Raw genomic sequence first — 25,683 nt, 5'->3', positions numbered from 1 at the left:
GTGTGCCGACCGGTGACAGACCGGTCGGCACACCCCCGTCTGCGGGGAGATATTCCGCAGGTGCAACAATTTCCCGGCACGCGGCAACCCCGTGTGCTCTGTTCGAGATCGATATGACGGAGGCAAGATGGGCACCTACATCGCCCGCCGGCTCTTGCAGATGATTCCGGTCGTTCTCGGTGCGACGTTCCTCATCTACGCGATGGTGTTCGCCATGCCGGGCGACCCCACGGCCGGCAAGTGCGGCGAGCGGCCCTGTTCCGACGCCTACGTCGCTCAGTTCCGTGAGAAGTACAACCTCGATGACCCCCTGCTGATCCAGTACGGCAAGTACCTCGGCAACGTCGTCCAGGGCGACCTGGGTGAGAACCAGTACGGCCGCCCCGTCAGCGAGGAGCTCCGCGAGCGCTACGGCATCACCGCCAAGCTCGCCGGGATGGCTCTCCTGTTCGAAGCCACCATCGGGATCCTGGCCGGCGTCCTCGCCGGCTTGAGGAAGGGCGGGTTCATCGACGCCCTGGTGCTGGTCAGCACCTTGTTCGTGATCTCGATCCCGGTGTTCGTCACAGCCAGTGTGGCGCAGCTCTATCTGGGCGTGCGGCTGAACTGGTTCCCGGTGACCGTGTCGATGGACGCCACCTTCTACGACCTGCTGCTGCCCGCGTTCGTGCTGGGCTCCACGTCGCTGGCCTACCTGGCTCGGCTGATGCGCAGCAACATCGCCGAGAACATGAAGTCCGACTACATCCGCACCGCGACCTCCAAGGGCCTCGGCCGCGGCCGGGTCGTCGGGGTGCACGCCCTGCGCAACTCGATGATCCCCGTGGTGACCTTCCTAGGCTACGACTTCGGGGCGCTCCTCGGCGGCGCGATCATCACCGAGGGCATCTTCAACGTCCCGGGGATCGGCAACTACATCTTCAAGGGCATCCACGACCGTGACGGGATGGCCGTCGTAGGCGCGGTCACCGCGCTGGTGCTGGTCTACCTGCTCGCCAACCTCATCGTGGACCTTCTGTACGGCGTACTCGACCCGAGGATCAGCCATGACTGACACCACTGAATCGGCATCACTGGCGGGCGGTGCGCACGGCGCCGGGCTCCCCGTCGGGGGCCCCGACGAGAAACCATCGGCCCGCGTGACGGGGCAGTCGCTGCGGGGACAGGCCTGGGGCGAGCTGCGGCGCAAGCCGTTGTTCTGGATCTCCTCCTTCATCATCTCGATCTTCGTCCTGATGGCGGTGTGGCCGACGCTCTTCACCGACACCGACCCCTCCCTGGCGCTGCTCTCCGACGCCCGCGCTACGCCCAACGGCGACAACTGGTTCGGCCGTGACATCCAGGGCTACGACATCTACGCCCGGTGCATCCACGGCGCGCGTGCCTCGATCCTGGTCGGCCTCTTCGCCACGCTCGGCACAGCGTTGCTCGGCGCCTTCTTCGGGCTCGTCGGGGGCTACAACGGGGGCTGGCTGGACGCACTCATCAGCCGCTTCGCCGAGATCTTCTTCGCGATCCCGCTGCTGCTCGGCGCGATCATCCTGCTCGCCACGCTGCGCAGCGACACCTCGAGCTACCTGGCCATCATCGGCCAGGTCGTGCTCGTGCTGGTGGTGCTGGGCTGGCCCAGCATCTTCCGGCTGATGCGCTCGTCGGTGCTCCAGGTGAAGCCGAACGACTACGTGCAGGCGGCCCGCGCGCTCGGGGCCTCCCCGCTGCGGATCATCAGCTCCCACATCCTGCCGAACGCGCTCGGGCCCGTGATCGTGGTCTCGACGATCAACCTGGGCGTGTTCATCGCGGCCGAGGCGTCGCTGTCCTACCTCGGTATCGGCCTGCAGGCGCCGACCGTCTCGTGGGGCCTGATGATCTCCGACGCCACGCGCGCCATGCGCTCCGCCCCCCACATCTTGCTGTTCCCCGCCATGTTCCTCAGCCTCGCGGTCCTCGGGTTCATCATGCTCGGTGACGCGGTGCGAGACGCGTTCGACCCCAAGTCGCGGTGAACCGGAAAGTGATTCGATGACAGCCGAAACCATGGGCCGCCCGTCCAAGAGCGATGGGCCCTACGAAGGCTCGCTCCTGGAGGTCGAGGACCTCTACGTGGAGTTCCACACCCGCGACGGTGTGGCCCGCGCGATCAACGGCGTCGACCTCCACCTCGAGGAGGGGGAGACCCTCGCCATCCTGGGCGAGTCCGGCTCGGGAAAGTCCGTGACGGCCCAGGCCATCATGGGCATCCTTGATATGCCGCCCGCGCACATCCCGCGCGGCAAGATCCGCTACCGCGGTCAGGACCTGCTCCAGATGGCCGAGAAGGACCGACGTCGGGTGCGCGGACCGGAGATCTCGATGATCTTCCAGGACGCGCTCTCCTCGCTGAACCCGGTCTTCCCGGTCGGCTGGCAGATCGCGGAGATGTTCCGCGTGCACCGCGGCACCAACAAGCGCGACGCGCTCGACCAGGCGGTCCGGCTGATGGAGCGGGTGCAGATCCCGGCCGCCAAGGAGCGGGTCCGTGCCTATCCCCACCAGTTCTCCGGCGGCATGCGCCAGCGGATCATGATCGCGATGGCCATCGCGCTCGACCCGGCGGTGCTGATCGCCGACGAGCCGACCACGGCGCTCGACGTCACCGTCCAGGCGCAGATCATGGCCCTGCTCCAGGAGCTCCGCGAGGAGCGCAAGATGGGGCTGATGCTGATCACCCACGACCTAGGCGTCGTCGCCGACGTGGCTGACCGGATCTCTGTGATGTACGCAGGGCAGATCGTGGAGCGCGCCGACGTCGGACCGCTCTACGCGAACCCCGGTCACCCTTACACCGAAGGCCTGCTCGCCTCCATCCCGCGGATGGACCAGAAGGGCAAGGAGCTCTTCGCGATCAAGGGCCTGCCGCCCAACCTGCTGGCGATGCCGGACGGGTGTCCGTTCCACCCCCGCTGCAACCGGGCCCAGGACGTCTGCCGGGTCGACCACCCCGACCTGCGCGAGGTCGTGCCGGGCCGGTTCAGCCGCTGCCACTTCGCCGAGGAGGTGCTCGATGTCTGAGGTCATCCTCAGGGCCGTCGGGCTCAAGAAGCACTACCCGCTCAAGGAAGGCGTGCTGCGCCGGACCGTCGGGCACGTCAAGGCCGTCGACGGCGTCGACTTCGAGCTGCGCGCCGGCGAGACGCTGGGCGTGGTGGGGGAGTCGGGCTGTGGCAAGTCCACGCTCGGCCGTCTGCTGATGCGGCTCGAGGAGCCCACCGAGGGGACGCTGGAGTTCGACGGCGTCGACATGTATGCCCAGAACAAGCGACAGATGCGCAAGATCCGTCGCGACATCCAGATCGTCTTCCAGGACCCCTACACGTCGCTGAACCCGCGGATGACGGTCGGCGACATCATCGGTGAGCCGCTGGACATCCACCCGGACGTCACGCCGAGGGCCGGCCGCAAGGCGCGCGTGCAGGAGCTGATGGAGATGGTCGGGCTCAGCCCCGAGCACATCACCCGCTACCCGCACCAGTTCTCCGGTGGGCAGCGCCAGCGGATCGGGATCGCGCGCGGCATCGCGCTCAACCCCAAGGTGCTGATCTGCGACGAGCCGGTCTCCGCGCTCGACGTGTCGGTGCAGGCCCAGGTCATCAACGTGATGGAGGACCTCAAGCGCGAGCTCGGGCTGGCCTACGTCTTCATCGCCCACGACCTGTCGGTGGTGCGCCACATCTCCGACCGGGTGGCGGTGATGTACCTCGGCAAGATCGCCGAGCTCGGCACCGAGGACGAGATCTACGAGCGGCCCACGCACCCCTACACGCAGGCGCTGCTGTCGGCCGTGCCGGTGCCGGACCCGTCCCTGCGCGGCCTGCGCAAGCAGATCCGGCTCACCGGCGACGTGCCCTCACCCGCCAACCCGCCCTCGGGCTGCCGGTTCCACACCCGCTGCTGGATGGCCAAGGAGATCTGCGCCGTCGAGGAACCGCAGCTCATCGCCCGCCCGGACCTGGGTGGGTCGCACCCCTCGGCGTGCCACTTCGCCGAGGAGGCCACGGTCGCGGCGTCCTCGCGCGGCTGAGGCCGTCGCCGTACGACGCCCCACGGTCGCCTAGGCTGACGGGGTGGAGGGACTGTTCGAGGTGTCGCAGGACGGCCCACGCACCCCCGCAGGGGGCGGTGGGGCGTTGTCCGGCAACACCCACTCCTCCGCCCCGCTGGCCGTCCGGATGCGCCCTCGCACCCTCGACGAGCTCGTCGGCCAGTCGCAGCTGCGGGCCGACGGGTCGCCGCTGCGCCGCCTGATCGAGGGCGACCAGTCGATGTCGCTGCTCCTGTGGGGTCCTCCCGGCACGGGGAAGACCACCATCGCCTCGATCGTGAGCCAGCAGACGGACCGGCGCTTCGTCGAGGTCTCCGCGGTGTCCGCGGGGGTCAAGGAGGTCCGCGCGGCCATCGACGCGGCGCGCTCGGAGCTGGTCCGCACCGGTCGCGAGACCGTGCTCTTCGTCGACGAGGTGCACCGCTTCAGCAAGGCCCAGCAGGACGCCCTGCTCCCCGGTGTCGAGAACCGCTGGGTGACGCTGGTGGCGGCGACGACCGAGAACCCGTTCTTCTCGGTGATCTCACCGCTGCTCTCGCGCAGCCTGCTGCTGCGTCTGGAGTCGCTGACCGACGACGACATCCGGGCCGTGATGGCGCAGTCCCTCGTCGACGAGCGCGGCCTGGCCGGCGAGTTCGAGCTCGAGGAGGACGCACTCGAGCACCTCGTGCGGCTGGCGGGCGGTGATGCGCGTCGCTCACTCACCTATCTCGAGGCGGCCGCCGGTGCAGCCCGTTCCAAGGGCGCGGCCGTCGTCGACCTCGCGACCGCGGAGACGGCCGTCGACCAGGCGGCCGTGCGCTACGACCGGCAGGGGGACCAGCACTACGACGTGACCAGCGCCTTCATCAAGTCGGTCCGGGGCTCCGACGCGGATGCCGCGCTCCACTACCTGGCCCGGATGATGGAGGCGGGTGAGGACCCGCGCTTCATCGCGCGCCGGCTGATCATCCTGGCGAGCGAGGACATCGGCCTCGCCGATCCGACCGCGCTCACGACCGCCGTCGCGGCCGCCCAGGCGGTGCAGCTGATCGGCATGCCCGAGGGCCGCCTCACGCTCGCCCAGGCGACGATCGCCCTGGCCGTGGCCCCGAAGTCCAACGCGGTCACGACAGCGATCAGCGCCGCGAGCGCCGACGTACGCGCGGGCAAGATCGGGCCGGTGCCGAGCCACCTGCGCGACGCCCACTATGCCGGGGCCAAGAAGCTGGGGCACGGCTCCACCTATCTCTACAGCCACGACGAGCCCTTCGGCATCGCGGAGCAGCAGTACGCCCCGGACGTGGTGCTCGACGCTCGCTACTACCAGCCCACGTCGCTGGGGGCCGAGGCCGGGATCAAGGAGCGCTGGGAACGGGTCCGGCGGCTGGTCCGGGGCGTGAAGGGCACACGCTAGAGACCGGGCGATAGGGTCTGGCACTGTGATGGAGCTCTGGCCTGTTCTGGCGGTGTCTGTCCCGGCGGTGATCGCGCTGGTGCTGGCATGGGCTTTGCTGCGCCTGCGTGCGCGCACCGAGCGTGACCTCGCGGCGGCCCGCGCGGAGACCGCCGAGCTGCGCGACAGCCTGGCGCAGATCGAACGCCGCCTCGCCGAGGCCCCCGCACCGGTGGCGCACGACGAGCGTGAGTACGTCATCACCCGACTGGGCGACCAGTCCGATGACGCGCTGCCGGCCGGCGTCACCACGGGCGAGCGGATCGACGGTCGGCTCTTCGCCGACCTCGTGGCGCGGGAGTCGGCGGTGAAGGCCGCCGGTCTCGTGCACGGGCTGCGCCGCGCGCTGGCCCCGGAGACCCGCAACCGGATCCGCTTCGAGATGGGACGCGAGGTCAAGCGGGCACGGCGTCAGCGCCGCGCCGAGATCAAGCAGGCCCGTCGCGACCTGCACGCCCAGCAGCGGAGGATCGCATGAGCCGGGCGCTCTGGTTCGCCGCCGGCGCTGGGGCCGGGGCCTATGCCCTCACCCGGGCCCGCCGGGCCGCCGAGGCGCTGACCGCCGACGGCCTGCGCGACCGCCTCGGTGCGATGGCCGTCGGCGCGAGGATGTTCCGCGAGGAGATCCATGCCGGCCAGGTGGAGAAGGAGGACGAGCTGCGTGAGCGGTTCGGCCTCGTCACCGGCGGCCCACCCCAGCTGAGCTCCTCGACGCCCCCCGCGGCCCGACCGCTGCCCACCCCGATCACCACTCCCACCCCCACGACTATCCCCGGCCCCGAGAAGGACACCCACTGATGGACACCGCGGAGATCCGCCGACGGTTCGTTGCCCACTTCGAGCGCAACGGACACCAGGTGGTGCCGTCGGCATCCCTGTTGCTCGACGACCCCACGCTCCTGTTCGTCAACGCGGGGATGGTGCCGTTCAAGCCCTACTTCCTCGGCCAGGAGACCGCGCCGTACGACCGCGCGGTGAGCGTGCAGAAGTGTGTGCGGACCCTCGACATCGAGGAGGTCGGCAAGACCACCCGGCACGGCACGTTCTTCCAGATGTGCGGCAACTTCTCGTTCGGCGACTACTTCAAGCAGGGCGCCATCGAGCTGGCCTGGTCCCTGATCACCGGCTCGGTGGACGACGGCGGCTACGGCTTCGACCCCGAGCGGATCTGGGTCACGGTGCTCGGCGACGACGACGAGAGCATCGAGATCTGGCGCAACGTCGCGGGTCTGCCCACCGAGCGCATCCAGCGCCGCGGGCTGCTCGACAACTACTGGAACATGGGCGTCCCCGGGCCGGGTGGGCCCTGCAGCGAGATCTACTACGACCGCGGTCCCGAGCACGGCGCCGAGGGCGGGCCGATCGTCGACGAGGACCGCTACCTCGAGATCTGGAACCTCGTGTTCATGCAGGAGTCCCTGGCGACGGTGCGCGCCAAGGACGACTTCGACGTCGAGGGTCCGCTCCCGGCGAAGAACATCGACACGGGCCTCGGCCTGGAGCGGGTCGCCTACCTGCTGCAGGGCAAGGACAACATGTACGAGATCGATGAGATGTTCCCGGTCATCGAGAAGGCCGCCGAGCTGTGCGGTCGCCGCTACGGCGCCGACCCGGCCGACGACGTGCGCTTCCGGGTCGTCGCCGACCACGTCCGCTCCGCGATGATGCTGATCGGCGACGGCGTGACCCCCGGCAACGAGGCCCGCGGCTACGTGCTGCGGCGGCTGCTGCGGCGCGCCGTACGCTCCATGCGCCTGCTGGGGTACGACGGTCGCGCGCTGCCGGAGCTGATGCCGGTGAGCATGGACAAGATGAAGCTCGGCTACCCGGAGCTCGAGGCCGGCTGGGACCGCATCGCGCAGGTCGCCTACGCCGAGGAGGACGCGTTCCGCAAGACGCTGCTCGCCGGCACCCAGATCTTCGACCAGGCGGCCGGCGAGGTGAAGCAGGGCGGCGGCACCAGCCTCTCGGGTGCGAAGGCGTTCGCGCTGCACGACACCTACGGCTTCCCGATCGACCTCACGCTGGAGATGGCCTCCGAAGCCGGGCTCAGCGTCGACGAGGCAGGCTTCCGCAGCCTGATGGCCGAGCAGCGCGACCGGGCCAAGGCGGACGCGAAGGCCAAGAAGGGTCAGCACGCCGACACCTCGGTCTACCGCGGGATCCTCGACGCCAACGGGCCGACGGACTGGCTGGCCTACGAGACGCTCGAGACCGAGTCCCGCCCGCTCGCGCTGCTCAGCGCCGGCCGCTCGGTGGACAGCCTCGCGAACGGCGAGGTGGGGGAGCTCGTGCTCGACCGCACGCCCTTCTACGCCGAGTCGGGTGGTCAGGCGGCCGACGCGGGCATCATCGAGTTCGACGGTGGCCGGCTCGAGGTGCTCGACGTCCAGCGTCCCGTCCGCGGCCTGGTCGTGCACCAGGTCCGCGTCATCGACGGCGAGCTGGCGCTCGGCTCCGCCTCCGCGGGCCAGGTCCACGCGCAGGTCGACCACGACTGGCGCACCGGTGCCCGACAGGCGCACTCCGGGACCCACGTCGTCCACGCGGCGCTGCGCGAGGTGCTCGGGCCTACGGCGCTGCAGTCCGGCTCCTACAACAGGCCCGGCTACCTGCGTCTCGACTTCGGCTGGACCTCGGGGCTCAGCCCGCAGCAGGTCGCCGACGTCGAGCAGGTCGCCAACGCCGCGCTTCGCTCGGACCTGCCCGTCGCGGCGCAGTTCATGACGCTGTCCGAGGCGCGGGACTGGGGGGCGCTCGCGCTCTTCGGGGAGACCTATGACGACCAGAAGGTGCGCGTGGTGGAGATCGGCGGCCCCTGGTCGCGTGAGCTCTGCGGCGGCACCCACGTCGAGCACTCCTCGCAGGTCGGCACGATCGTGGTCACCTCGGAGTCGTCGGTCGGCTCCGGCAACCGCCGGGTCGAGGCGCTCACCGGCCTGGAGGGCTTCGCCTACCTCGCCAGGGAGCGCGACGTCGTCGGCCAGCTCACCGGCATGCTCAAGGCCCAGCCCGACGACCTCGTTGCGCGAGTCTCCGACATGGTCGAGCGGCTCCGCGCCGCGGAGAAGGAGCTGGAGAAGGCCCGCCTCGGGCAGGTCCTCGCCGGCGCCGGATCCCTCGCGGAGGGAGCCAGCGACATCGGAGGAGCGGCCGTGGTCGCCCACCGGGTCGACGGTGCCGCCGGCGGGGACGCGCGCACGCTCGCCCTCGACATCCGCGGCCGGCTCTCCGCCGCGCGTCCCGGCGTCGTCGTGGTGCTCGGGGTCAGCGACGGCAAGGTCGCCGTCGTCGCCGCGGTCAACGAGGAGGGCCGCAAGGCCGGGCTGAGCGCCAACGCGCTGGTCCGGGCGGTCGGACCGTTCGTCGGCGGCAAGGGCGGCGGCAAGGACGACGTGGCCCAGGGCGGCGGCACCGACACCACCCAGCTGGACCAGGCGCTCGCCGCCGTCAACGCCGAGGTCGCCCGCGCTCTCGGGGCCGCCCCCCGCCCTGGGCAGGCCTAGGCGTGCGGCACGGCGTGCGTCTCGGCATCGATCCCGGTGACGCCCGGATCGGTGTGGCGCGCAGCGACCCCTCCGGCTTCCTCGCGACCCCGGTGGAGACGGTCCGTCGAGGACGCGGAGACCTGCAGCGGATCCTCGCCATCCTCACCGAGGAGGAGGCCGTCGAGATCGTGATGGGGCTGCCCCGCTCGCTCTCCGGCGGCGAGGGGCCGTCCGCGGCGAAGGTGCGGGAGTTCGCGCGCCGACTGGCGCGGCGGGTTGCCCCCGTGCCCGTGAGGCTGTGTGATGAACGCTTGACCACCGTCTCCGCGGAGTCCATGCTCCGCGGCCAGGGTCGCAAGGGCGCCAAGCGCCGGGCGGTGGTCGACCAGGCAGCAGCCGTGCTGATCCTTCAGCACGCGTTGGACACGGAGCGCGCTACGGGGGTCGCGCCGGGCGAGATCGTCGAGGAGACCCATGACTGACACCGAACCCGCGCGAGACGAGCACGGCGAGGGAGAGTTCTACGACGAGTTCGAGCACGACCACGACCACCATGAGTCTGCGATCAGCGTGCTGCCGCTGAGCGAGCCGGACCCCCACCACCGGGGCGGTCACCGTCGCCAAAAGGCGAAGCGGCGCGGCGGCATCGGCTGTGCCGTGGTGCTGGTCGTGCTGGCGCTGGTGGTGGGCGGGCTCTACTTCGGTGTCAGCAAGGGCATCGACGCGCTCAACGACCGGTTCGGCGACCCCGACGACTTCGCAGGCCCCGGCCAGGGCGCGGTCATGGTCGAGGTCCAGGAGGGCGACACCGGCGGCGACATCGGTCGCAGCCTCAAGGAGGCCGGTGTGGTCGCCTCGGTCGAGGCCTTCACCAGTGCCTGCTCCGCCGAGCCGCTGTGCAGCAGCATCCAGGTCGGCTACTACGAGGTCCAGGAGGAGATGCCTGCCCGCGATGCGCTGGCCGTCCTCATCGACCCCAAGAACATGGTGCGCAACTTCCTCACCGTGCCCGAAGGACTGCGCCTCGACGACATCCTCGACCTGCTCGCCGACAAGACCGAGTTCAAGCGCAAGGCCTACGAGAAGGTCCTCGACAAGCCCGGCTCGATCGGTCTGCCGGACTACGCCGAGGGGAACGCCGAGGGCTACCTGTTCCCCGCGACGTACGACCTGGGGCCGAAGGCGACGCCGCGCTCGATCCTGACCACGATGGTCGACCGCTGGCGCCAGGCCGCCGACGAGGCCGGGCTCGAGGAGGCCGCGACCCGGCTCGGCTACACACCGGCCGAGCTGATGATCGTCGCCAGCCTGGTCGAGGCCGAGGGGCGCGGCGACGACATGCCCAAGATCTCGCGCGTGATCTACAACCGCCTCGAGGGCGACGAGACCAACGGCCTGCTGCAGATCGACGCGTCGGTCAACTACGGGCTCCAGCGCGACCTCGGCGTCAACCTCACCACCGACGACCTCGAGACGCCTACGCCCTACAACACCTACCAGAACCAGGGACTGCCCCCCACCCCGATCGAGGCCCCCGGCGACGCGGCGATAGACGCCGCCGCGAACCCCGTCGAGGGCGGTTGGTTCTACTACGTGACGGTCAACCTGAAGACCGGGGAGACCAAGTTTGCCGAGGACTACGACGAGTTCCTGACCTACAAGGCGGAGTACAAGGAGTACTGCGAGACCTCCGACGCCTGCTGATGACCACCCGCTGCGCCGTCCTGGGCGACCCGATCGCCCACTCCCTCTCACCCGTGCTGCATCGCGCCGGCTACGCCGTACTCGGGCTCGACTGGGAGTACGACGCCTGCCGGGTCGCCGAGGACGGGCTGGTGGCGTTCCTCGGCGGGCTCGACCCGACGTGGCGCGGACTGTCGCTGACGATGCCGCTCAAGCGGACGGCGATCGCCCTCGCGGACGAGGTGAGCGCGCGGGGGCGCCTCGCGGGGGCGGTCAACACGCTGGTGCTCGGGGAGCGGGTGTTCGGGGACAACACCGACATCCCGGGGGCCGCGGCCGCCGTACGCGAGCGGTGGGACGGTGACGTCTCCACGGTCACGGTGCTGGGAGGTGGCGCGACCGCCACGTCGACGGCGCTGGCGATGTGCGACCTCGGAGCGCGGGCCATCCGGCTGCTCGTGCGCTCTCCCGAGCGCGCCGCCGAGACCGTGGCGGCCGTGTCGGCCCATCCGTCGGCGCCGCGGGTGGAGGTCGGCGACCTCGCGGCCGCCTCCGTCCTCGGCGAGGTCGTGGTCTCGACGATCCCTGCGTCGGCGCAGACGCCCGAGCTGGTGGCGCGCTGCGCGGACGTGCCGGTCGTGTTCGAGGTCATCTACGACCCGTGGCCGACGCCGCTCGCCGCCTCGGCCGCGGACCGCACGCTCGTGGGCGGGCTGGACCTGCTCGTGCACCAGGCGGTGGTGCAGTTCGAGCTCTTCACCGGGCAGGCGGCGCCGCTTGACGCGATGCGTGCGGCGGGCGCCGCCGCGCTGGCGGCACGCTGATGGACTCTGCGGTCCTGGCCGCGCTCGCCGCGGGGGGCGTCGCAGGGGCCGGGGGGCTGCTGGTCCCTCGGCTGATCGCTCGGATCCCGGAGCCCGCGGCCGAGCTCGATTCGGCCGTCGACCCGTCACTGGCGCCGCGACACGCCGACGAAGTGGTCGAGGGAGTGACGGGTCGCAAGGAGCTGTATCGGGACATCGCCGCGCTGCCGGGGCTGTGGTGGCGGGCGGCGGTGGTGGCCGCTGTGGTGGGGGCGCTCGTCGGAGGCGTGGTCGGGTGGTCGTGGGCCGCCGTCCCCCTGGTGTTCCTGGTGCCGGTCGGGGTGGCGCTGGCGCTCATCGACTGGCGGACCCGGTTGCTGCCCACCCGGGTGATCGCGCCGTCGTACGCCGTGGTGGCCGGGCTGGTGCTGCTCGGCTGGGCCGTGAGCGGCGACCACGACGACGTCGTGCGGGCCGCGTGGGGCTGGCTCGGGGCAGGCGGCCTCTTCCTCCTGCTGTGGCTGATCCACCCGCGCGGGATGGGGTACGGCGACGTCCGGCTGGCCGGCGTGCTCGGGATCGCGCTGGGCCAGCTGGGGTGGGGGCCGCTGGTGGTCGGCACCTATGCGGGCTTCCTGCTGGGCGGCGTCGGCGGCCTGGTGCTGGCGATGCTGCGGATCATCGAGCGCCGCGCGCTGCCGTTCGGGCCGTTCATGCTCATCGGCGCCCTGCTGGGCGTGCTGGTGGGCGAGCCCCTCTGGGACGGTCTCGCGTCAGGGGTTGGCTGAGGCCGGGTCGGGGTGGGCGTGAAAGACTGCGCCTATGCTTCGATGGCTCACTGCGGGCGAGTCCCACGGCCCCTCCCTGGTCGCAATCCTCGAGGGTCTGCCGGCCCATGTCCGAGTCACCTCGGACGACATCGGCGACTCGCTGGCGCGGCGCCGCCTCGGCTACGGCCGCGGCGCTCGGATGAAGTTCGAGCAGGACGAGGTCACCTTCAGCGGCGGCGTCCGGCACGGCGAGACCCAGGGCGGCCCGGTGGCCATCATCGTGGGCAACACCGAGTGGCCCAAGTGGGAGAAGGTGATGTCGGCCGACCCGGTCGACCCCGTCGAGCTGGAGGCGCTGGCGCGCAACGCTCCGCTCACGCGGCCGCGCCCCGGCCACGCCGACCTGGTGGGCATGCAGAAGTACGACTTCGACGAGGCCCGCCCGATCCTCGAGCGCGCCTCCGCCCGTGAGACCGCCGCCCGGGTCGCCCTGGGCCGGGTCGCGAGCAACTTCCTCGAGCAGAGCGTCGGCGCCCGGATCGTCTCCCACGTCGTGGAGCTCGGCGGCGTCCCCGCCCCCGCCGGCCTGGTGCCGGAGCCCGACGACGTGGCCCGCCTCGACGAGGACGCCGTGCGCTGCCTCGACCCCGAGGCCAGCGCGGCGATGGTCGCGCGCATCGACCAGGCCCACAAGGACGGCGACACCCTCGGCGGCGTCGTCGAGGTCGTCGTCCACGGCCTCCCGCCGGGCCTCGGCTCCCACGTGCACTGGGACCGGCGCCTCGACGCACGGCTCGCCGGCGCCCTGATGGGGATCCAGGCGATCAAGGGAGTCGAGGTCGGCGACGGCTTCGACCTCGCCGCCACCCCCGGGTCGCTGGCCCACGACGAGATCGTCAACACCGCCGACGGGATCCGTCGTACGACGGGACGCTCGGGCGGCACCGAGGGCGGCATGTCCACCGGCGAGGTGCTCCGGGTGCGCGCGGCGATGAAGCCGATCGCCACGGTCCCGCGTGCCCTGCGCACGATCGACGTCACGACCGGCGAGGAGGCCGTCGCCCATCACCAGCGCTCGGACGTCTGCGCCGTCCCGGCGGCGGGGATCGTCGCCGAGGCGATGGTCGCCCTCGTGCTCGCCGAGGCCGTCGTGGAGAAGTTCGGCGGCGACTCGGTGGCCGAGACCCGCCGCAACGCCGAGAGCTACCTGGACACGCTGAGGTTCAAGTGAGCAGCCCCCACCCCGGGCCCCATCCCGGCCCGCGCGTCGTGCTCGTCGGTCCGATGGGGGCCGGCAAGACCACCGTCGCCGACCTCCTCGCCCGCCTGTGGGACGTTCCCGTCCGCGACACCGACCACGACGTCGAGAACGTCGAGCAGCGCAGCATCTCCGACATCTTCGTCGACGAGGGCGAGGACTACTTCCGCGCCGTCGAGCGCGCCGCGGTCGCGCGGGCGCTCGAGGAGCACACCGGTGTGCTGGCGCTGGGCGGGGGAGCGGTGCTCGACGAGGGCACCCGGGCCCTGCTAGCCGGACACACCGTCGTCTTCCTGCGCGTGGGCCTCGGCGACGCGGTCAAGCGGGTCGGACTCGGAGTCGCCCGTCCGATGCTGATGGGCAACGTGCGGGCCCGGGTGAAGGCGCTGCTCGACGAGCGCACCCCGATCTACGAGGCCGTCGCGACCCACATCGTCGACACCGACGACCGCACCCCCGACGAGGTGGCCGCCGACGTCGCCGCGCTGGTGGGGGCCGGTCAGGCCCAGGAGGGTCCGCGATGAGCACCGACTCCGATGCAAGCGTCCTCCACGTCGGCGGCGCCTCGCCGTACGACGTGGTGGTCGGGCACGACATCGCCGACCGCCTGCCGGCGATGCTGGGCGACTCGGTGCAGCGCGTGGCGTTCCTCTATGCCGCCGAGCTCGGCGAGATCGCACAGCCGGTCGTCGAGCGGCTCGTCGAGAAGTACGACGTGCTGGCGCTCGGACTCCCGGACGGGGAGCAGGCCAAGACCGCAGAGGTCGCCAACGACTGCTGGGAGGCGCTGGGGGAGAGGGGCTTCACCCGCTCCGACGCCGTCGTCACCTTCGGGGGCGGGGCCACCACCGACCTGGGTGGCTTCGTCGCCGCGAGCTGGCTGCGCGGCGTCCGGGTCGTGCACGTGCCGACCACGCTGCTCGCGATGGTCGACGCCGCCGTCGGGGGCAAGACCGGCATCAACACCGGTGCCGGCAAGAACCTCGTCGGCGCCTTCCACGAGCCCGCCGGCGTGCTGTGCGACCTCTCCACCTTGGCCACGCTGCCGCGCGACGAGCTCGTCGCCGGCCTGGGGGAGGTCATCAAGTGCGGCTTCATCGCGGACCCGACGATCCTCGAGCTGGTCGAGGCGACCGACCCGCACTTGCTCACCGCCGACTCCGCGGTCCTGCGTGAGCTCGTCGAGCGGGCGATCGCGGTGAAGATCGAGGTGGTCGTCGCCGACCTCAAGGAGACCGGCGGCACGGGCGGGCACCCGGGGCGTGAGGCGCTCAACTACGGCCACACGCTGGCGCACGCGATCGAGCGCGCCGAGGACTACGGCATCCGCCACGGCGAGGCCGTCGCCATCGGATGCGTGTACGTCGCGGAGCTGGCGCGGCTGGCGGGCCGGATCACCCCCGAGCTCGCGGAGCGGCACCGGACCGCGTTCGCCCGCGTCGGGCTGCCCACGACCTATGCGGGCGCCGGCTTCGACGACCTGCTGGCCACGATGAAGGTCGACAAGAAGTCGCGCGGCTCCCAGCTGCGGTTCGTGGTCCTCGACGGACTGGCCCAGCCCACGGTGCTGGCCGGTCCCGACGAGGCCTGGCTGCGGGAGGCGTTCGTCAGCATCGCAGGCGCGGCATGACACGGGTGCTGGTCCTCAACGGCCCCAACCTGGGTCGCCTCGGCCGCCGCCAGCCCGAGGTCTACGGCACCACGACCTACGCCGAGCTCGTCGACCTGTGCGTCGGCTGGGGCCGCGACCTCGGCCTGGACGTCGAGGTGCGCCAGACCAACCATGAAGGCGTGATGGTCGACTGGCTCAACGAGGCCGCCGACGACGCCACCCCGGTCGTGCTCAACGCCGCAGCCTGGACCCACTACTCCTACGCCGTCTTCGACGCCTGCGCTCAGCTCGAGGCCCCACTCGTCGAGGTCCACATCTCCGACCCCGCCCAGCGCCCCGAGGAGTTCCGCCACCACTCGGTGGTCACCCCGCACGCGGTCGCCGTGATCGCCGGCCAGGGCATCGAGGGCTACCACCAGGCCCTCCACCTCCTGGCCCAGTAGCCCAAGCCCCACCCCCACAGCCCAGTCGGCGCATCTTCACAGCCCAGTCGGCGCATATCTCCGGGTTATCCACAGCCAGGAGACCCGCCGGATTGAGCAGTGGCCGCCGGGGCAGACCGGCGGCATGGACGAACGCTTCGGGCTCCGGCTGCCGGACGACTTCCCCCTGCCGGCCACGGCGCCATTCACCCGCGCGCAGGCGCGGCAGGCCGGTGTCACGGATCGGTCCCTGTCAGCGCTGTGCGACGCGCGGCTGCTGTGGCGGCCGATCCACGGCGTCTACCTGCCCACCCAGGCCGGCGACACCCTCCATCTCCGGGTCGCGGCGCTGCGCCTCGTCGTACCGGCCGATGCGTTCATCACCGACCACACCGCGGCCTGGCTGTGGGCAGGAGAGCGAGCCCTGGCGCCCAACAGCCACCGCGTCGTGCCACCCGTGTCCATGTTCCGCCCGGCCGATGCCGGTCGGCTGCGCAACAAGCTCGCGGCCAGTGGCGAGCGCACGCTTGCACCCCAGGATCTCCGGGAGGTGCATGGACTGCGGGTGACGACCCCACTTCGCACCGCCCTCGACCTGGGGCGACTCCAATCGCGGGTCGCCGCGCTGGCGGGGATGGACGCGATGCTGTCGCTGGGCGACTTCACCCATGGCGAGCTGATGGACGCCCTGAGCCGATTCGCCCGCCAGCGCGGCGTGGTGCAACTACGCATCCTCGCACCGCGTGCGGACGGCCGTGCGGCCTCGTGGGGCGAGTCCGGCCTGCGTGGACACTGGTACGACGCGGGGCTGCCTCGCCCGGAGCTGCAGATCTGCGTCCAGCGCGCGGACGGGGGCGTCTTCTTCCTCGACATGGGGTTGGAGGAGCTGCTGTTCGCGGCGGAGTACGACGGGGAGCGTTGGCACAGCGACCCCGCGGATATGGAGTACGACGCGCAACGGCGCGCCTGGCTGGCGGCGGAGGCCGGGTGGCGCATCGAGGTGTTCGGCAGGGCGCACGTGTTCGGGCAGTCCCAGGACGCCTTCGCGCGGCTCGCCGCGGCGTACCGCGATGTCTGCGCCCGTCATGGCAGCCCCGTGCTGCTGAGGTGAAACTGCGCCGACTCGGCTGTGAAGATGCGCCGACTCGGCTGTGAAATTGCGCCGACTCGGCTGGTGGGGACTGGTGCGGGGTCTGGTGGGTACTGACTGAGGTGGGACGTCTGGTCCCAACGTTCGCACCGACCCCGAGGAGGAACGATGAGCGACGACGCCAAGCACAAGATCGACGAGGTCGCCGGCAAGGCCAAGGAGAAGTTCGGCGGCGCCACGGGCGACGACGAGATGAAGACCGAGGGCAAGGCCGACCAGTCGAAGGCCAACCTCAAGCAGGCCGGCGACAAGGTGAAGGACGCCTTCAAGGGCTGACCACCGCCTCGCAGGATGCCGAAGGAGCACCGACCCATCGGGTCGGTGCTCCTCGTGCGTCGGTGCTTAAGGGCGTCTGGGCCCTCCGGTTCAGGGTCAGCGCTGCTCGCAGGCGACGCCGTCCTTGTCGCGGTCGCTCTTCTTGTTCGCCCGGTAGAGCGCCCGGCTGCGCTTGAACGACGTCACCGGGGTGCCTGACGTGCGGTCCCGAGCGCCGGGCAGGCCCACACCGTGCGGGTAGACGCGGTGCAAGGCGTCACAGTTGGCGAACGTAGGCGCCGAGGCGGCGGTCGCCGTACTGCCGGTGCCGATCGTCCCCAGCGCTGCGATGAGCACGAGGACGGTGGTGGTGGCGAGCTTGTGCATGTTCCCTCCCAGGAAGACGGTGGGTCCACTCTGCGCCGTCCGGCGCCGCGGCGCCGGATATTGCCAGGATCGCCCGGCCGGGCCACTGGTTCGTCGCTGTCGCCCCGGCGCCGCTAGAATGACCGGCTGTTGCCAGCGACCCGTCTCGTGCGGTCACCGGCGACGTCCCCCACTCTTCGACGAAGGCAAGGTTCCTGGCGCATGGCATCGACCAACGACCTGAAGAACGGCATGGTTCTCAACATCGACGGCCAGCTCTGGACGGTCATCGAGTTCCAGCACGTCAAGCCCGGCAAGGGCCCCGCCTTCGTGCGGACCAAGCTGAAGAACGTGCTGACCAACAAGACCGTCGACAAGACGTTCAACGCCGGCACCAAGGTCGACACCGCCACGGTGGACAAGCGCACGATGCAGTACCTCTACAACGACGGCACGTCCTACGTCTTCATGGACACCAGCTCCTACGAGCAGCTCGAGGTCCCGCCGGAGACCGTCGGCGACGCCACGCACTTCCTCCTGGAGAACCAGGAGGCGATCGTGGCCACCAACGAGGGCCGCGTCCTCTACATCGAGCTCCCGGCCTCGGTCGAGCTCATCGTGAAGTACACCGAGCCCGGCCTGCAGGGCGACCGCTCCTCGGGCGGCACCAAGCCCGCCGAGCTCGAGACCGGTCACAACATCCAGGTCCCGCTGTTCATCACCACCGGCGAGAAGATCAAGGTCGACACGCGCGACTCCTCCTACCTGGGTCGCGTCTCCTCCTGATGGGTGCACGTTCCAAGTCACGCAAGCGAGCGCTCGACGTCCTCTACGCCTCGGACATGCGCGGGGAGAGCGCCGTCGCGGCGCTGGACCAGGCGATCGCCGACGGCGAGGGCCCGACCAACGACTACACCGCCACCCTCGTGCGCGGGGTGGTGGAGCACCAGGTCCGCATCGACGAGCTGCTCAGCTCCTATGCGCACGGCTGGACGCTCGAGCGGATGCCCGCGGTCGACCGCAACGTGCTGCGCCTGGGCGTCTTCGAGGTGCTATACGTCGAGGACGTGCCGGACGCGGTGGCGGTCTCCGAGGCGATGACCCTGGTCCGCGACCTGTCGACCGACGAGTCGCCCTCCTTCGTCAACGGCGTGCTCGGCAACATCATGCGGGACAAGTCGACGCTCTGATCCACACTGTGCCCCCGGGAGCCGCCACGTCGTTTGTGGCGATGCCCCCGGGGGCACAGTCATGTCCATGGCTCAGATGAAGACGCACGCCGACGATCTCGGGCGTCGTGCGGAGGACAGTGACTGGATCGATCGAGCCGTACGCTTCGGGCTGGTGGTCTATGGCGTGGTGCACCTGGTGATCGCCTGGCTGGCGCTCCAGCTCGCCCTCGGCGACCAGGAGGGCTCGGCCAGCAGCACCGGTGCTCTGCACGAGCTGGCCCAGCAGAGCTTCGGGCGGGTGCTGATCTGGCTGGTCGCCTTCGGGATGGCGCTGCTCGTGCTCTGGCGGCTGCTCGAGATGGCCGTCGGCCACCGTGAGGACGACGGCGCCGACCTGTGGAAGCACCGCGCGGGCGACGCGTTCAAGGCGATCGTCTACGGCGCGCTCGCCTTCACGGCGTTCCAGGTCGCCCAAGGTGCCGGCTCGAGCGGCGGGTCGTCGGGCGGCTCCGGAGGCAAGAAGGGCGGCGGGGGCGGCAGCAGCTCCGACGGCTACACCGCCCAGGTCATGAACTGGCCCGGCGGCCAGTTCCTGGTCGGTGCCGCGGGGCTCGCGGTCATCGGCTACGGCGCCGTCCAGATCTGGAAGGGCCTCAGCGAGAAGCACACCAAGGACCTCGCCAGCGAGGGCAAGACCGGCGATGCCGGCCGCGCCTACATCCTGCTCGGCAAGATCGGGTACGTCGCGAAGGGTGTCGCCGTCGGCGTCATCGGCGCGCTGTTCGTCTATGCGGCGGCCACGCACGACCCGAAGAAGTCCGGCGGCCTCGACGAGGCGCTGCACAAGGTGCTGCAGCAGCCGTTCGGCCCCTTCCTGCTGGGCGCGATCGCCCTGGGCATCGGCTGCTACGGCCTGTTCTGCTTCGCGCGGGCCCGCCACCTGTCGCGCTGACACGTGACGCGGCAGTGCGGCCCGGGGGAGTGTCAGATGGCCGGGGCTGGGCACTTGGGCCGCATGGACGTCGACGTGGTGGTGATCGGGCTTGGCCCCGGGGGTGAGCTGGCCGCCAACAAGCTGGCCCGCGCAGGGCTCTCGGTGGTGGGCGTCGAGCGGCGTCTGGTCGGCGGTGAGTGCCCCTACTTCGGCTGCATCCCCTCGGAGATGATCATCCGCGCGGCCGACTCGCTGGCCGAGGCCCGCCGTGCCGACGGCCTGGGCGGCGACGTCGAGATCACCCCCGACTGGGACCAGGTCGCCGCGCGGATCGACAAGCAGGCCACCGCCGGCTGGACCGACGACAGCCACGTGCAGCGGCTGGAGGAGGCCGGCGTCACGATCGTGCGCGGCCAGGGTCGTCTCGACGGTCCCGGGCGGGTCGTGGTCGAGACCGAGGACGGCCCCCGCGAGTACGTCGCGGCGCGCGGCGTCGTGATCAACCCCGGCCGCGACCCCGGGGTGCCCGACATCGCCGGCCTCGCGGACACGCCGTACTGGACCAACCGCGACGTCGCGCAGACCCAGGACCTCCCGGAGTCGATGGTGATCCTGGGCGCCGGGGCGATGGGCTGTGAGTTCGCCCAGGCCTTCGCCCGCTTCGGGGTGAAGATCACGCTGCTGGAGACCGGACCGCGCCTGGTGCCGAGCGAGGAGCCGGAGGTCTGCGAGCTGCTGGCCGGCGTCCTCAGCGGCGAGGGCGTCGAGATCGTCACCGAGGCGGAGGTCTCGTCGGTGTCGCGCGACGACGGACGGTTCCGGATCTGCGTCGACGACCGGGTCGTGGAGGCCGACCAGCTGCTGCTCTCCTGGGGACGGCGGGCGAACCTGACCGGGATGGGTCTGGAGACCGTGGGCCTCGACCCGGACGCGGACGTGGTCGAGACCGACGAGCGGATGCGCGCCGGCGAGGGGCTGTGGGCGGTCGGCGACGTGACCGGCAAGGGCGACTACACCCACGTCTCCCTCTACCAGGGCGACGTCGTCGTGCGCGACGTGCTGGGCGAGGGTGGCCCCTGGGCCGACTACCGCTCCGTCGGGCGGGTGACCTTCACCGACCCCGAGATCGGCTCGCTCGGGCTCACCGAGGAGCTGGCCCGCGAGGCCGGGATCCGGGTGATCACCGGGTCGGCCGACATGCCGAGGTCCAGCCGCGGCTGGATCCACCAGGCCGGCAACGAGGGCCTGATCAAGCTCGTCGCCGACGCCGACCGACAGGTCCTCGTGGGCGGTACGGCGATGGGGCCGGCCGGGGGAGAGGTGCTGGGCATGCTCGCCGCCGCCGTGCACGCCGAGATCCCCCTGGACACCCTGCGCACGATGCACTTCGCCTATCCGACCTTCCACCGGGCGGTGGAGGCGGCGCTGGGCGACCTGGGCCGCGACTGAGGGCGGTCGAGACGGCGCCGTCGACCTGTCCTGGGCTCATCGACGAGCACCCGACTGGCACGACGGACCCGGACGCGACGGAGGTCGCGTCCGGGTCGTCGGTGGGTGATCGCCGGTCGGGCGCCCCGCACGAGCGCAAGGGCCTCAGGCGGTCATCGCGGTCCGGGTGCGCATCCGTCCGATCGCCAGCGCCAGCGCGACTGCGACCACGATGCCGATGAGCGGCGGGATGCCGACCGCGTAGTGGTCCGAGAGCCAGGCCAGCAGGCTCGCCACGGCGTACGCCGCGAGATTGCGGCCGTCGACGGCCGGCAGGGAATGGCCCTCGGGCATGCCCGCGCGCCAGCGGGCGAGATAGTCGCCGATGATCACGCCGCCCAGCGGCGGGATGAAGATGCCCAGCAGCACCAGGTAGTCGACGAGGTGGTTGTGCACCCCGACGAGCGCCAGCACGGTGCCGATGATCGAGCCTGCGATCACGAAGGGGGTCTTGCTGGGCTTGCGGAAGAGCTCGGCGCCGGCGACGCCGAACGCGTAGGCGGTGTCGGCGTTGCTCTTCCACAGGTTGCCGAAGAGCAGCGCGACCCCCCAGCCGACGAGGTTGAGCTGGTAGAGCACGAGCACGAAGTCGCCCTCGCCGAAGGTGATCGCGCCGATCGCGCCGAAGAAGATCATCAGACCGTTGCCGATGAGGAAGCCGATCAGGCTGGCGAGGACGGCATCGCGGCCGCTGCGTCCGAAGCGGGTCCAGTTGGGCGCCTGGGTGCCGGCGGAGACGAAGGTGCCGACGACCGTCGTGATCGCCACCGCGAGGGTCATCGAGGTCGAGGGCTGGGCGTCGAGGAGCCCGCCCCACCCGCCGACCTCGTCCAGCGAACGGGCGACGACCCACACCGCGAGGACCAGGATGAGGGGGGTTGAGACGGCCGAGACCCAGTACATCCCGGCGTAGCCGTAGCAGGCGGTCGCGCACATCAGCACGCTGGCGGCGATCATGACGGCTGCCTTGGCGCCGTAGGAGTCCCACTCGAACGCCTGGGCGGTCAGCTCGCCGATGGTGCCGATGATGACGCCGTACCACCCGATCTGGGTGCCGCCGAGCAGCACCGAGGCGAGCTTGGAGCCGCTCGTGCCGAGCGAGTAGCGCGCCATCACCACCGTCGTCAGGCCGGTCCGGGCGCCGATCCAGCCGAGCACGGCGACGTAGGCACCGAGGATCGCGGAGCCGGCCAGGATCACCAGCAGCAGGTCGCCGAAGGTGAACGCCGTGCCGAGCGCGGCCCCGGCGAGCATCGTGGGGGTGAAGATCGTGAAGCCGAGCAGGACGATCGCGAGGGAGAAGAACGACTTCCGTGCGTACGCCGGCACCGGGGTGACCGGGAAGTCCTTGTCGACGACCTCCGCCTCGGCGGGCCGCAGGTCGGCGCTCATGCCTCCTCCCCGATGTCCTCGGCCCAGATCTCCGGGCGCTCGGTCAGCATCCTCTGCATGAGTGCGTAGCACTCCTCGTCGTCCACGACGTCGACCTGCACGCCGCGTGAGCGCAGCCAGTCCTCGGAGGCCTGGAAGGTCCGGTTCTCGCCGACCACGATGCGCGGGATGTCGTAGAGCACCGCCGTCCCGGCACACATGAAGCACGGCGAGAGGGTCGTGTAGAGCACGCTGTTGCGATAGACCTTCGCAGGCTGGCGACCGGCGTTCTCGATGCAGTCGGTCTCGCCGTGCCGGATCGCGCTGTCCAGCTGCACGCGGCGGTTGCGTCCGACGGCGAGGACCTCGCCGTCGTGGACGAGCGCGGCGCCGATCGGCACGCCGCCCTCGTCCCAGCCGGTGCGTGCCTGCTCGATGGCGAGCTGGAGGAAGTGGAGGTCGTCGTGGCGGATGGGGGTGGTCATGTGAGCCTCCGGATGCGTCGAGGTGTGATGCGGACCACGACACCAGAGGCCGGGGTGGGGGGACAGGGGCATAGTGTCCTCCTGTCGGCGCCGGCCGACGGACGGTCCGTCCGTTGCCGGCGCGCCACATCATCCGGAACGAGGAGTCGTCGGTGCTGGTCCCGCTGCCGGAGGTGCTGTCCCTCCCGTCGTTCCGCGCGGCTACGGCTCGCGTGATCGTCGGCGACCCGGAGCCGGTGATGGTGCGGTGGGTGCACTCCTCGGAGGTCTACGAGATCGGCACGCTGCTTGCGGGCGGCGAGGTCCTGCTCAGCACCGGGCTGGGCCTGCACGGCCGCTCGGCCGAGCAGCTGTCGGCGTACGTCGAGCAGCTCGCCGATGCCGGCGTCGCCGTCATGGCGCTCGAACTCGGGCGGTCGCTCTTCGTGGTGCCGGAGGCGATGGTTCAGGCCGCTCGGCGGCGGGGTCTCGTGGTGCTCGCACTGACCTCGGTCGTGCCGTTCGAGCGGATGGTCGAGGACTTCCATTCCCTGCTCGTGCAGCGCAAGCTCGGCGCCGCCGGGTCCGACGAGGCGCTGTGGCGGGACCTGCTGGCAGTGGTGGTGGCGGGACAGGGGATGCGGGCGCTGCTGGATGCCACCGCCCGCGCCGCTGGGTGCCGAGCCGAGCTGCTCGACCTGGACGGGCGGGTGGTCGAGCGCAGCGGCATCAGTGCCCCCGACTGCGAGGGCAGCACGGCCGCCGAGGTCCGCACCTCGACGGGGCCGGTGGGCGCGCTGGTGCTGCGATCCGGCGATCCGGCGATCGCGGACGTCGCGGAGCGCGCGGCCGTCGCCATCGCTCTCGAGCTCGGCCGGCATCCGTCGCTGGGCCAGCGACCCTCGCTCGCACAGGCCGTCGTGACCGACCTCGCCTCCGGCGGCCTCGTCGGCGCGCCCGAGGTGCTGCGTCGGCTGCAGGATGCCGGCTGGCGGCTTCCCGAAGCCCAGCCGGCCGCTGTGGTCGCGGTCGAGGGCGACCCGCGGACGCCGGCGGTCGAGCTGCTGCTCGAGGTCGAGCGTGCCTTCGCCGCCGTGGCCGGGCCCGTGCTGGCCGGCGTCGTGGGGGCCGATGTGCTGGTCGTGCTGCGGGCGCCGTCGTCGGCGCAGCGCCTCCGCGTCCTCGTCGAGGAGGCGGCCGGCGCCCTCCCGCTCACGCCCGGCGGTGGGCCGCCGCTGGTCGGAGTCTCCGCCGGCACCACGGACCCTGCTGCCCTGCCCGGGCTGGTGGTCCGCGCCCGCGAGGTCCTGCGCCACGCCCACCGCTCGGGGGTGGCCGGGGGTGTCCTGCTCGCCCGCGACACGGGGTTGGCGCGCCTGCTCGTCGACGTCGAGCCGTCGGCGCTCGTGGACCTCATCGCCGAGCAGCTCGGGCCGCTCATCGACCACGACCGGGCCCACGCGGCCGACCTGGTCCGGACCCTCGACACCTATCTGGCCGCCGGGTCCAAGGCTGAGGCGGCTCGCCGCCTCGGCATCCGTCGCCAGTCGCTCTACGCCCGCATCGAGCGGATCGAGCGGCTGCTCGGCGTCGACCTCGCCAGCTCCCAGCACCTCGCCGGGATCACCGTCGCGCTCACCGCCTGGCGGATTCGAACCGGTCTCGACCCTCAGGCCGCCTTCGCCCGCTCGTCGCGGGCGCGCTGAGGGCCGACTCAGGTCGGGGACGCAGGTATCTCGGGTCAGGTCCGATGGAGACCCGAGCCGCACCAGGTCGTCAGCCGTGGCGGGACCGAGCTGGCCGGCGTCAGGCGCACAGCCCGTTGGCGCGCGCCGCCTCCCGGGCCCGCTCGCCGCGGGGTGCCTCACCCGGCTCGCGCGCCGCCGACACGGCGCCGTCCACCAGGTCGCGCCCGATCGGCCGGTCGTGGCGCAGGTTCGTCCACAGCGACTCGGCCTCGTCGGTCCACACCAGCCGGTTGCGGTCCTGCTCCCACTCCGCGACGGGGACCGTCACGAACTCCACCCCGTCCGCCCCCGTGTCGCGCAGCTGCATCCCCAGGTCGGTCAGGGCGGCGGGACTCGCGAGCTCCTCGTCGAGGGCGAGCGAGCGGGTGGCCGCCTGCAGGAACCCCCAGAGTCGGTCCGGGCCGGAGAGCGTCTCGGCGGCGAAGACCTTGCTGACCATCGCGGCGACGAACGCCTGCTGACGGCGCATCCGCCCGAGGTCGGCGTTGACGGAGAGCACGCTGCGCTCGCGCACGTAGTCGAGCGCCTCCCGGCCACTGACCTCGCGCGTCCCTGCCTCGAGGTGGATGTCGTGCTCGGGGTCGTCGACCTCCTCGGGGATGCACACGGTGACGCCGTCCAGCGCGTCGACCATGTCGACGAACCCGTTGAAGTCGACGACCACCCAGTGCTCCAGCCGGATGCCGGTCAGCTGCTCGACCGTCTGCACCGCGCAGATCGCTCCACCCTCGGCGTAGGCGGTGTTGAACATCGCCTCCTGTGCCGCGGGCAGGCGCTCGCCGTCATCGCCGGTGCACGCCGGGCGGTCGACGACGGCGTCGCGCGGCAGGCTCACGCCGTACACCCGCTCGCGGTCGGCCGAGAGGTGCAGCAGCATCGTCACGTCGGCCCCGCCCGCGCCCGCCGCCGAGTCGATGCCGTTGCCCTCCCCGTCGCGGGTGTCGCTGCCGATCACGAGCACGTCGATCGGCCGCCTCGGTCCGTCGACGGCCACCTCCGAGGGGCGGTCGCTGAGACCCTCTGCTCCCGGCAGCACGGTGAGGTTGCGGTCGAGGTGGCGGTAGCCGAGCACCACCGCGACGCTGGTGACCAGCGCCAGCACCAGGGCGGTCCCCGTCACGACGAGCACGACCGTACGACGCGCGCCGGGGGCTGCGGTGTCCGCGAGGAAGCGTGGGCTCAT

At 71.4% G+C, this 25,683-nt stretch carries 27 protein-coding genes; 23 read left to right on the top strand and 4 right to left on the bottom strand.

The window, feature by feature from the left end; all coding sequences use genetic code 11:
- Positions 1–127 precede the first annotated feature (127 nt).
- The 18 genes from ACYU7L_RS00880 (at position 128) to ACYU7L_RS00795 (ending at position 16,978) form a co-directional block, all read left to right on the top strand.
- Positions 128–1,054 carry an ABC transporter permease gene (locus tag ACYU7L_RS00880; protein ID WP_460793278.1) on the top strand — a complete coding sequence of 309 codons (927 nt, stop codon included), beginning with the start codon at positions 128–130 and terminating at the stop codon, positions 1,052–1,054.
- The gene (locus ACYU7L_RS00875; RefSeq protein ID WP_460793276.1) at positions 1,047–2,006 is read left to right on the top strand and encodes an ABC transporter permease; all 960 of its coding nucleotides are present in this window, start codon (positions 1,047–1,049) and stop codon (positions 2,004–2,006) included. The genes ACYU7L_RS00880 and ACYU7L_RS00875 overlap by 8 nt, the downstream gene beginning before the upstream one ends.
- 16 nt (positions 2,007–2,022) lie before the next feature.
- A complete protein-coding gene (locus tag ACYU7L_RS00870) occupies positions 2,023–3,051 on the top strand; it encodes an ABC transporter ATP-binding protein (RefSeq protein ID WP_460793274.1) in 1,029 nt (342 codons plus the stop codon).
- Positions 3,044–4,060, top strand: a complete 1,017-nt coding sequence (locus tag ACYU7L_RS00865; RefSeq protein ID WP_460793273.1) for an ABC transporter ATP-binding protein — start codon at positions 3,044–3,046, stop codon at positions 4,058–4,060. Before ACYU7L_RS00870 ends, ACYU7L_RS00865 begins: the two co-directional genes overlap by 8 nt.
- Before the next feature lie 43 nt (positions 4,061–4,103).
- Complete coding sequence (locus ACYU7L_RS00860; protein WP_460793272.1) at positions 4,104–5,477, top strand: replication-associated recombination protein A; 1,374 nt, start codon at positions 4,104–4,106, stop codon at positions 5,475–5,477.
- Between the two features lie 28 nt (positions 5,478–5,505).
- Entirely contained in the window at positions 5,506–5,994 is a 489-nt protein-coding gene (locus ACYU7L_RS00855; protein ID WP_460793269.1) for a hypothetical protein, read from the top strand.
- Positions 5,991–6,314 (top strand): DUF6167 family protein, encoded by a 324-nt coding sequence (locus ACYU7L_RS00850; protein WP_460793268.1) that lies wholly within the window; start codon positions 5,991–5,993, stop codon positions 6,312–6,314. Before ACYU7L_RS00855 ends, ACYU7L_RS00850 begins: the two co-directional genes overlap by 4 nt.
- Positions 6,314–9,022 (top strand): alanine--tRNA ligase, encoded by a 2,709-nt coding sequence (alaS, locus tag ACYU7L_RS00845; RefSeq protein ID WP_460793267.1) that lies wholly within the window; start codon positions 6,314–6,316, stop codon positions 9,020–9,022. Before ACYU7L_RS00850 ends, alaS begins: the two co-directional genes overlap by 1 nt.
- Before the next feature lie 2 nt (positions 9,023–9,024).
- Complete coding sequence (gene ruvX / locus ACYU7L_RS00840) at positions 9,025–9,486, top strand: Holliday junction resolvase RuvX (protein WP_460793266.1); 462 nt, start codon at positions 9,025–9,027, stop codon at positions 9,484–9,486.
- Positions 9,479–10,708 (top strand): endolytic transglycosylase MltG, encoded by a 1,230-nt coding sequence (mltG, locus tag ACYU7L_RS00835; protein WP_460793265.1) that lies wholly within the window; start codon positions 9,479–9,481, stop codon positions 10,706–10,708. Before ruvX ends, mltG begins: the two co-directional genes overlap by 8 nt.
- Entirely contained in the window at positions 10,708–11,511 is an 804-nt protein-coding gene (locus ACYU7L_RS00830; protein WP_460793264.1) for a shikimate dehydrogenase, read from the top strand. Before mltG ends, ACYU7L_RS00830 begins: the two co-directional genes overlap by 1 nt.
- A complete protein-coding gene (locus ACYU7L_RS00825) occupies positions 11,511–12,278 on the top strand; it encodes a prepilin peptidase (protein ID WP_460793263.1) in 768 nt (255 codons plus the stop codon). Before ACYU7L_RS00830 ends, ACYU7L_RS00825 begins: the two co-directional genes overlap by 1 nt.
- A 34-nt stretch (positions 12,279–12,312) precedes the next feature.
- The gene (gene aroC, locus ACYU7L_RS00820) at positions 12,313–13,491 is read left to right on the top strand and encodes a chorismate synthase (RefSeq protein ID WP_460793261.1); all 1,179 of its coding nucleotides are present in this window, start codon (positions 12,313–12,315) and stop codon (positions 13,489–13,491) included.
- Positions 13,488–14,042 carry a shikimate kinase gene (locus tag ACYU7L_RS00815; RefSeq protein WP_460793260.1) on the top strand — a complete coding sequence of 185 codons (555 nt, stop codon included), beginning with the start codon at positions 13,488–13,490 and terminating at the stop codon, positions 14,040–14,042. The genes aroC and ACYU7L_RS00815 overlap by 4 nt, the downstream gene beginning before the upstream one ends.
- The gene (aroB, locus tag ACYU7L_RS00810; RefSeq protein ID WP_460793259.1) at positions 14,039–15,148 is read left to right on the top strand and encodes a 3-dehydroquinate synthase; all 1,110 of its coding nucleotides are present in this window, start codon (positions 14,039–14,041) and stop codon (positions 15,146–15,148) included. The genes ACYU7L_RS00815 and aroB overlap by 4 nt, the downstream gene beginning before the upstream one ends.
- Complete coding sequence (locus tag ACYU7L_RS00805; RefSeq protein ID WP_460793258.1) at positions 15,145–15,573, top strand: type II 3-dehydroquinate dehydratase; 429 nt, start codon at positions 15,145–15,147, stop codon at positions 15,571–15,573. Before aroB ends, ACYU7L_RS00805 begins: the two co-directional genes overlap by 4 nt.
- A gap of 124 nt (positions 15,574–15,697) precedes the next feature.
- Positions 15,698–16,663: a type IV toxin-antitoxin system AbiEi family antitoxin gene (locus ACYU7L_RS00800; RefSeq protein WP_460793257.1), complete on the top strand. Its 966-nt coding sequence runs from the start codon at positions 15,698–15,700 to the stop codon at positions 16,661–16,663.
- A gap of 147 nt (positions 16,664–16,810) precedes the next feature.
- Positions 16,811–16,978: a CsbD family protein gene (locus tag ACYU7L_RS00795; protein WP_460793256.1), complete on the top strand. Its 168-nt coding sequence runs from the start codon at positions 16,811–16,813 to the stop codon at positions 16,976–16,978.
- 96 nt (positions 16,979–17,074) lie between these two features.
- Here the strand turns inward: ACYU7L_RS00795 and ACYU7L_RS00790 are convergent, their stop codons facing one another.
- Positions 17,075–17,344, bottom strand: coding sequence for an excalibur calcium-binding domain-containing protein (locus tag ACYU7L_RS00790; RefSeq protein ID WP_460793254.1), 270 nt, complete (start codon positions 17,342–17,344; stop codon positions 17,075–17,077).
- Between the two features lie 201 nt (positions 17,345–17,545).
- Here ACYU7L_RS00790 and efp point away from each other — a divergent pair, with 201 nt between their 5' ends.
- The 4 genes from efp to ACYU7L_RS00770 all read left to right on the top strand — a co-directional run bounded on the left by efp (position 17,546) and on the right by ACYU7L_RS00770 (position 20,878).
- Positions 17,546–18,109 carry an elongation factor P gene (efp, locus tag ACYU7L_RS00785; protein ID WP_460793253.1) on the top strand — a complete coding sequence of 188 codons (564 nt, stop codon included), beginning with the start codon at positions 17,546–17,548 and terminating at the stop codon, positions 18,107–18,109.
- Positions 18,109–18,513, top strand: a complete 405-nt coding sequence (gene nusB / locus ACYU7L_RS00780) for a transcription antitermination factor NusB (RefSeq protein ID WP_460793252.1) — start codon at positions 18,109–18,111, stop codon at positions 18,511–18,513. Before efp ends, nusB begins: the two co-directional genes overlap by 1 nt.
- A 67-nt stretch (positions 18,514–18,580) precedes the next feature.
- On the top strand, positions 18,581–19,447 hold the full coding sequence (locus ACYU7L_RS00775) for a DUF1206 domain-containing protein (protein ID WP_460793251.1): 867 nt from the start codon (positions 18,581–18,583) through the stop codon (positions 19,445–19,447).
- A gap of 63 nt (positions 19,448–19,510) precedes the next feature.
- Entirely contained in the window at positions 19,511–20,878 is a 1,368-nt protein-coding gene (locus ACYU7L_RS00770) for a dihydrolipoyl dehydrogenase family protein (protein ID WP_460793250.1), read from the top strand.
- Between the two features lie 144 nt (positions 20,879–21,022).
- Here ACYU7L_RS00770 and codB read toward each other — a convergent pair whose 3' ends face one another.
- On the bottom strand, positions 21,023–22,309 hold the full coding sequence (gene codB, locus ACYU7L_RS00765) for a cytosine permease (protein WP_460793249.1): 1,287 nt from the start codon (positions 22,307–22,309) through the stop codon (positions 21,023–21,025).
- Positions 22,306–22,773: a nucleoside deaminase gene (locus ACYU7L_RS00760; protein ID WP_460793248.1), complete on the bottom strand. Its 468-nt coding sequence runs from the start codon at positions 22,771–22,773 to the stop codon at positions 22,306–22,308. The genes codB and ACYU7L_RS00760 overlap by 4 nt, the downstream gene beginning before the upstream one ends.
- A gap of 152 nt (positions 22,774–22,925) precedes the next feature.
- Here ACYU7L_RS00760 and ACYU7L_RS00755 point away from each other — a divergent pair, with 152 nt between their 5' ends.
- Entirely contained in the window at positions 22,926–24,458 is a 1,533-nt protein-coding gene (locus tag ACYU7L_RS00755) for a PucR family transcriptional regulator (protein ID WP_460793246.1), read from the top strand.
- A gap of 100 nt (positions 24,459–24,558) precedes the next feature.
- Here ACYU7L_RS00755 and ACYU7L_RS00750 read toward each other — a convergent pair whose 3' ends face one another.
- Positions 24,559–25,683, bottom strand: coding sequence for an LCP family protein (locus tag ACYU7L_RS00750; RefSeq protein ID WP_460793245.1), 1,125 nt, complete (start codon positions 25,681–25,683; stop codon positions 24,559–24,561).

The organism is Nocardioides pacificus, assembly GCF_054775955.1.
Note: the sequence above shows the minus strand (reverse complement) of the source record. Positions and strands in the feature narration are given on the sequence as shown.

Excerpts from the sequence above, each read along its gene's own strand:
- ACYU7L_RS00880 (WP_460793278.1), top strand. The coding sequence starts at position 128 with ATGGGCACCTACATCGCCCGCCGGCTCTTGCAGATGATTCCGGTCGTT.
- ACYU7L_RS00875 (WP_460793276.1), top strand. The coding sequence starts at position 1,047 with ATGACTGACACCACTGAATCGGCATCACTGGCGGGCGGTGCGCACGGC.
- ACYU7L_RS00870 (WP_460793274.1), top strand. The coding sequence starts at position 2,023 with ATGACAGCCGAAACCATGGGCCGCCCGTCCAAGAGCGATGGGCCCTAC.
- ACYU7L_RS00865 (WP_460793273.1), top strand. The coding sequence starts at position 3,044 with ATGTCTGAGGTCATCCTCAGGGCCGTCGGGCTCAAGAAGCACTACCCG.
- ACYU7L_RS00855 (WP_460793269.1), top strand. The coding sequence starts at position 5,506 with ATGGAGCTCTGGCCTGTTCTGGCGGTGTCTGTCCCGGCGGTGATCGCG.
- ACYU7L_RS00850 (WP_460793268.1), top strand. The coding sequence starts at position 5,991 with ATGAGCCGGGCGCTCTGGTTCGCCGCCGGCGCTGGGGCCGGGGCCTAT.
- alaS (WP_460793267.1), top strand. The coding sequence starts at position 6,314 with ATGGACACCGCGGAGATCCGCCGACGGTTCGTTGCCCACTTCGAGCGC.
- mltG (WP_460793265.1), top strand. The coding sequence starts at position 9,479 with ATGACTGACACCGAACCCGCGCGAGACGAGCACGGCGAGGGAGAGTTC.
- ACYU7L_RS00830 (WP_460793264.1), top strand. The coding sequence starts at position 10,708 with ATGACCACCCGCTGCGCCGTCCTGGGCGACCCGATCGCCCACTCCCTC.
- ACYU7L_RS00825 (WP_460793263.1), top strand. The coding sequence starts at position 11,511 with ATGGACTCTGCGGTCCTGGCCGCGCTCGCCGCGGGGGGCGTCGCAGGG.
- aroC (WP_460793261.1), top strand. The coding sequence starts at position 12,313 with ATGCTTCGATGGCTCACTGCGGGCGAGTCCCACGGCCCCTCCCTGGTC.
- aroB (WP_460793259.1), top strand. The coding sequence starts at position 14,039 with ATGAGCACCGACTCCGATGCAAGCGTCCTCCACGTCGGCGGCGCCTCG.
- ACYU7L_RS00805 (WP_460793258.1), top strand. The coding sequence starts at position 15,145 with ATGACACGGGTGCTGGTCCTCAACGGCCCCAACCTGGGTCGCCTCGGC.
- ACYU7L_RS00800 (WP_460793257.1), top strand. The coding sequence starts at position 15,698 with ATGGACGAACGCTTCGGGCTCCGGCTGCCGGACGACTTCCCCCTGCCG.
- ACYU7L_RS00795 (WP_460793256.1), top strand. The coding sequence starts at position 16,811 with ATGAGCGACGACGCCAAGCACAAGATCGACGAGGTCGCCGGCAAGGCC.
- ACYU7L_RS00790 (WP_460793254.1), bottom strand. The coding sequence starts at position 17,344 with ATGCACAAGCTCGCCACCACCACCGTCCTCGTGCTCATCGCAGCGCTG.
- efp (WP_460793253.1), top strand. The coding sequence starts at position 17,546 with ATGGCATCGACCAACGACCTGAAGAACGGCATGGTTCTCAACATCGAC.
- nusB (WP_460793252.1), top strand. The coding sequence starts at position 18,109 with ATGGGTGCACGTTCCAAGTCACGCAAGCGAGCGCTCGACGTCCTCTAC.
- ACYU7L_RS00775 (WP_460793251.1), top strand. The coding sequence starts at position 18,581 with ATGGCTCAGATGAAGACGCACGCCGACGATCTCGGGCGTCGTGCGGAG.
- ACYU7L_RS00770 (WP_460793250.1), top strand. The coding sequence starts at position 19,511 with ATGGACGTCGACGTGGTGGTGATCGGGCTTGGCCCCGGGGGTGAGCTG.
- codB (WP_460793249.1), bottom strand. The coding sequence starts at position 22,309 with ATGAGCGCCGACCTGCGGCCCGCCGAGGCGGAGGTCGTCGACAAGGAC.
- ACYU7L_RS00760 (WP_460793248.1), bottom strand. The coding sequence starts at position 22,773 with ATGACCACCCCCATCCGCCACGACGACCTCCACTTCCTCCAGCTCGCC.
- ACYU7L_RS00750 (WP_460793245.1), bottom strand. The coding sequence starts at position 25,683 with ATGAGCCCACGCTTCCTCGCGGACACCGCAGCCCCCGGCGCGCGTCGT.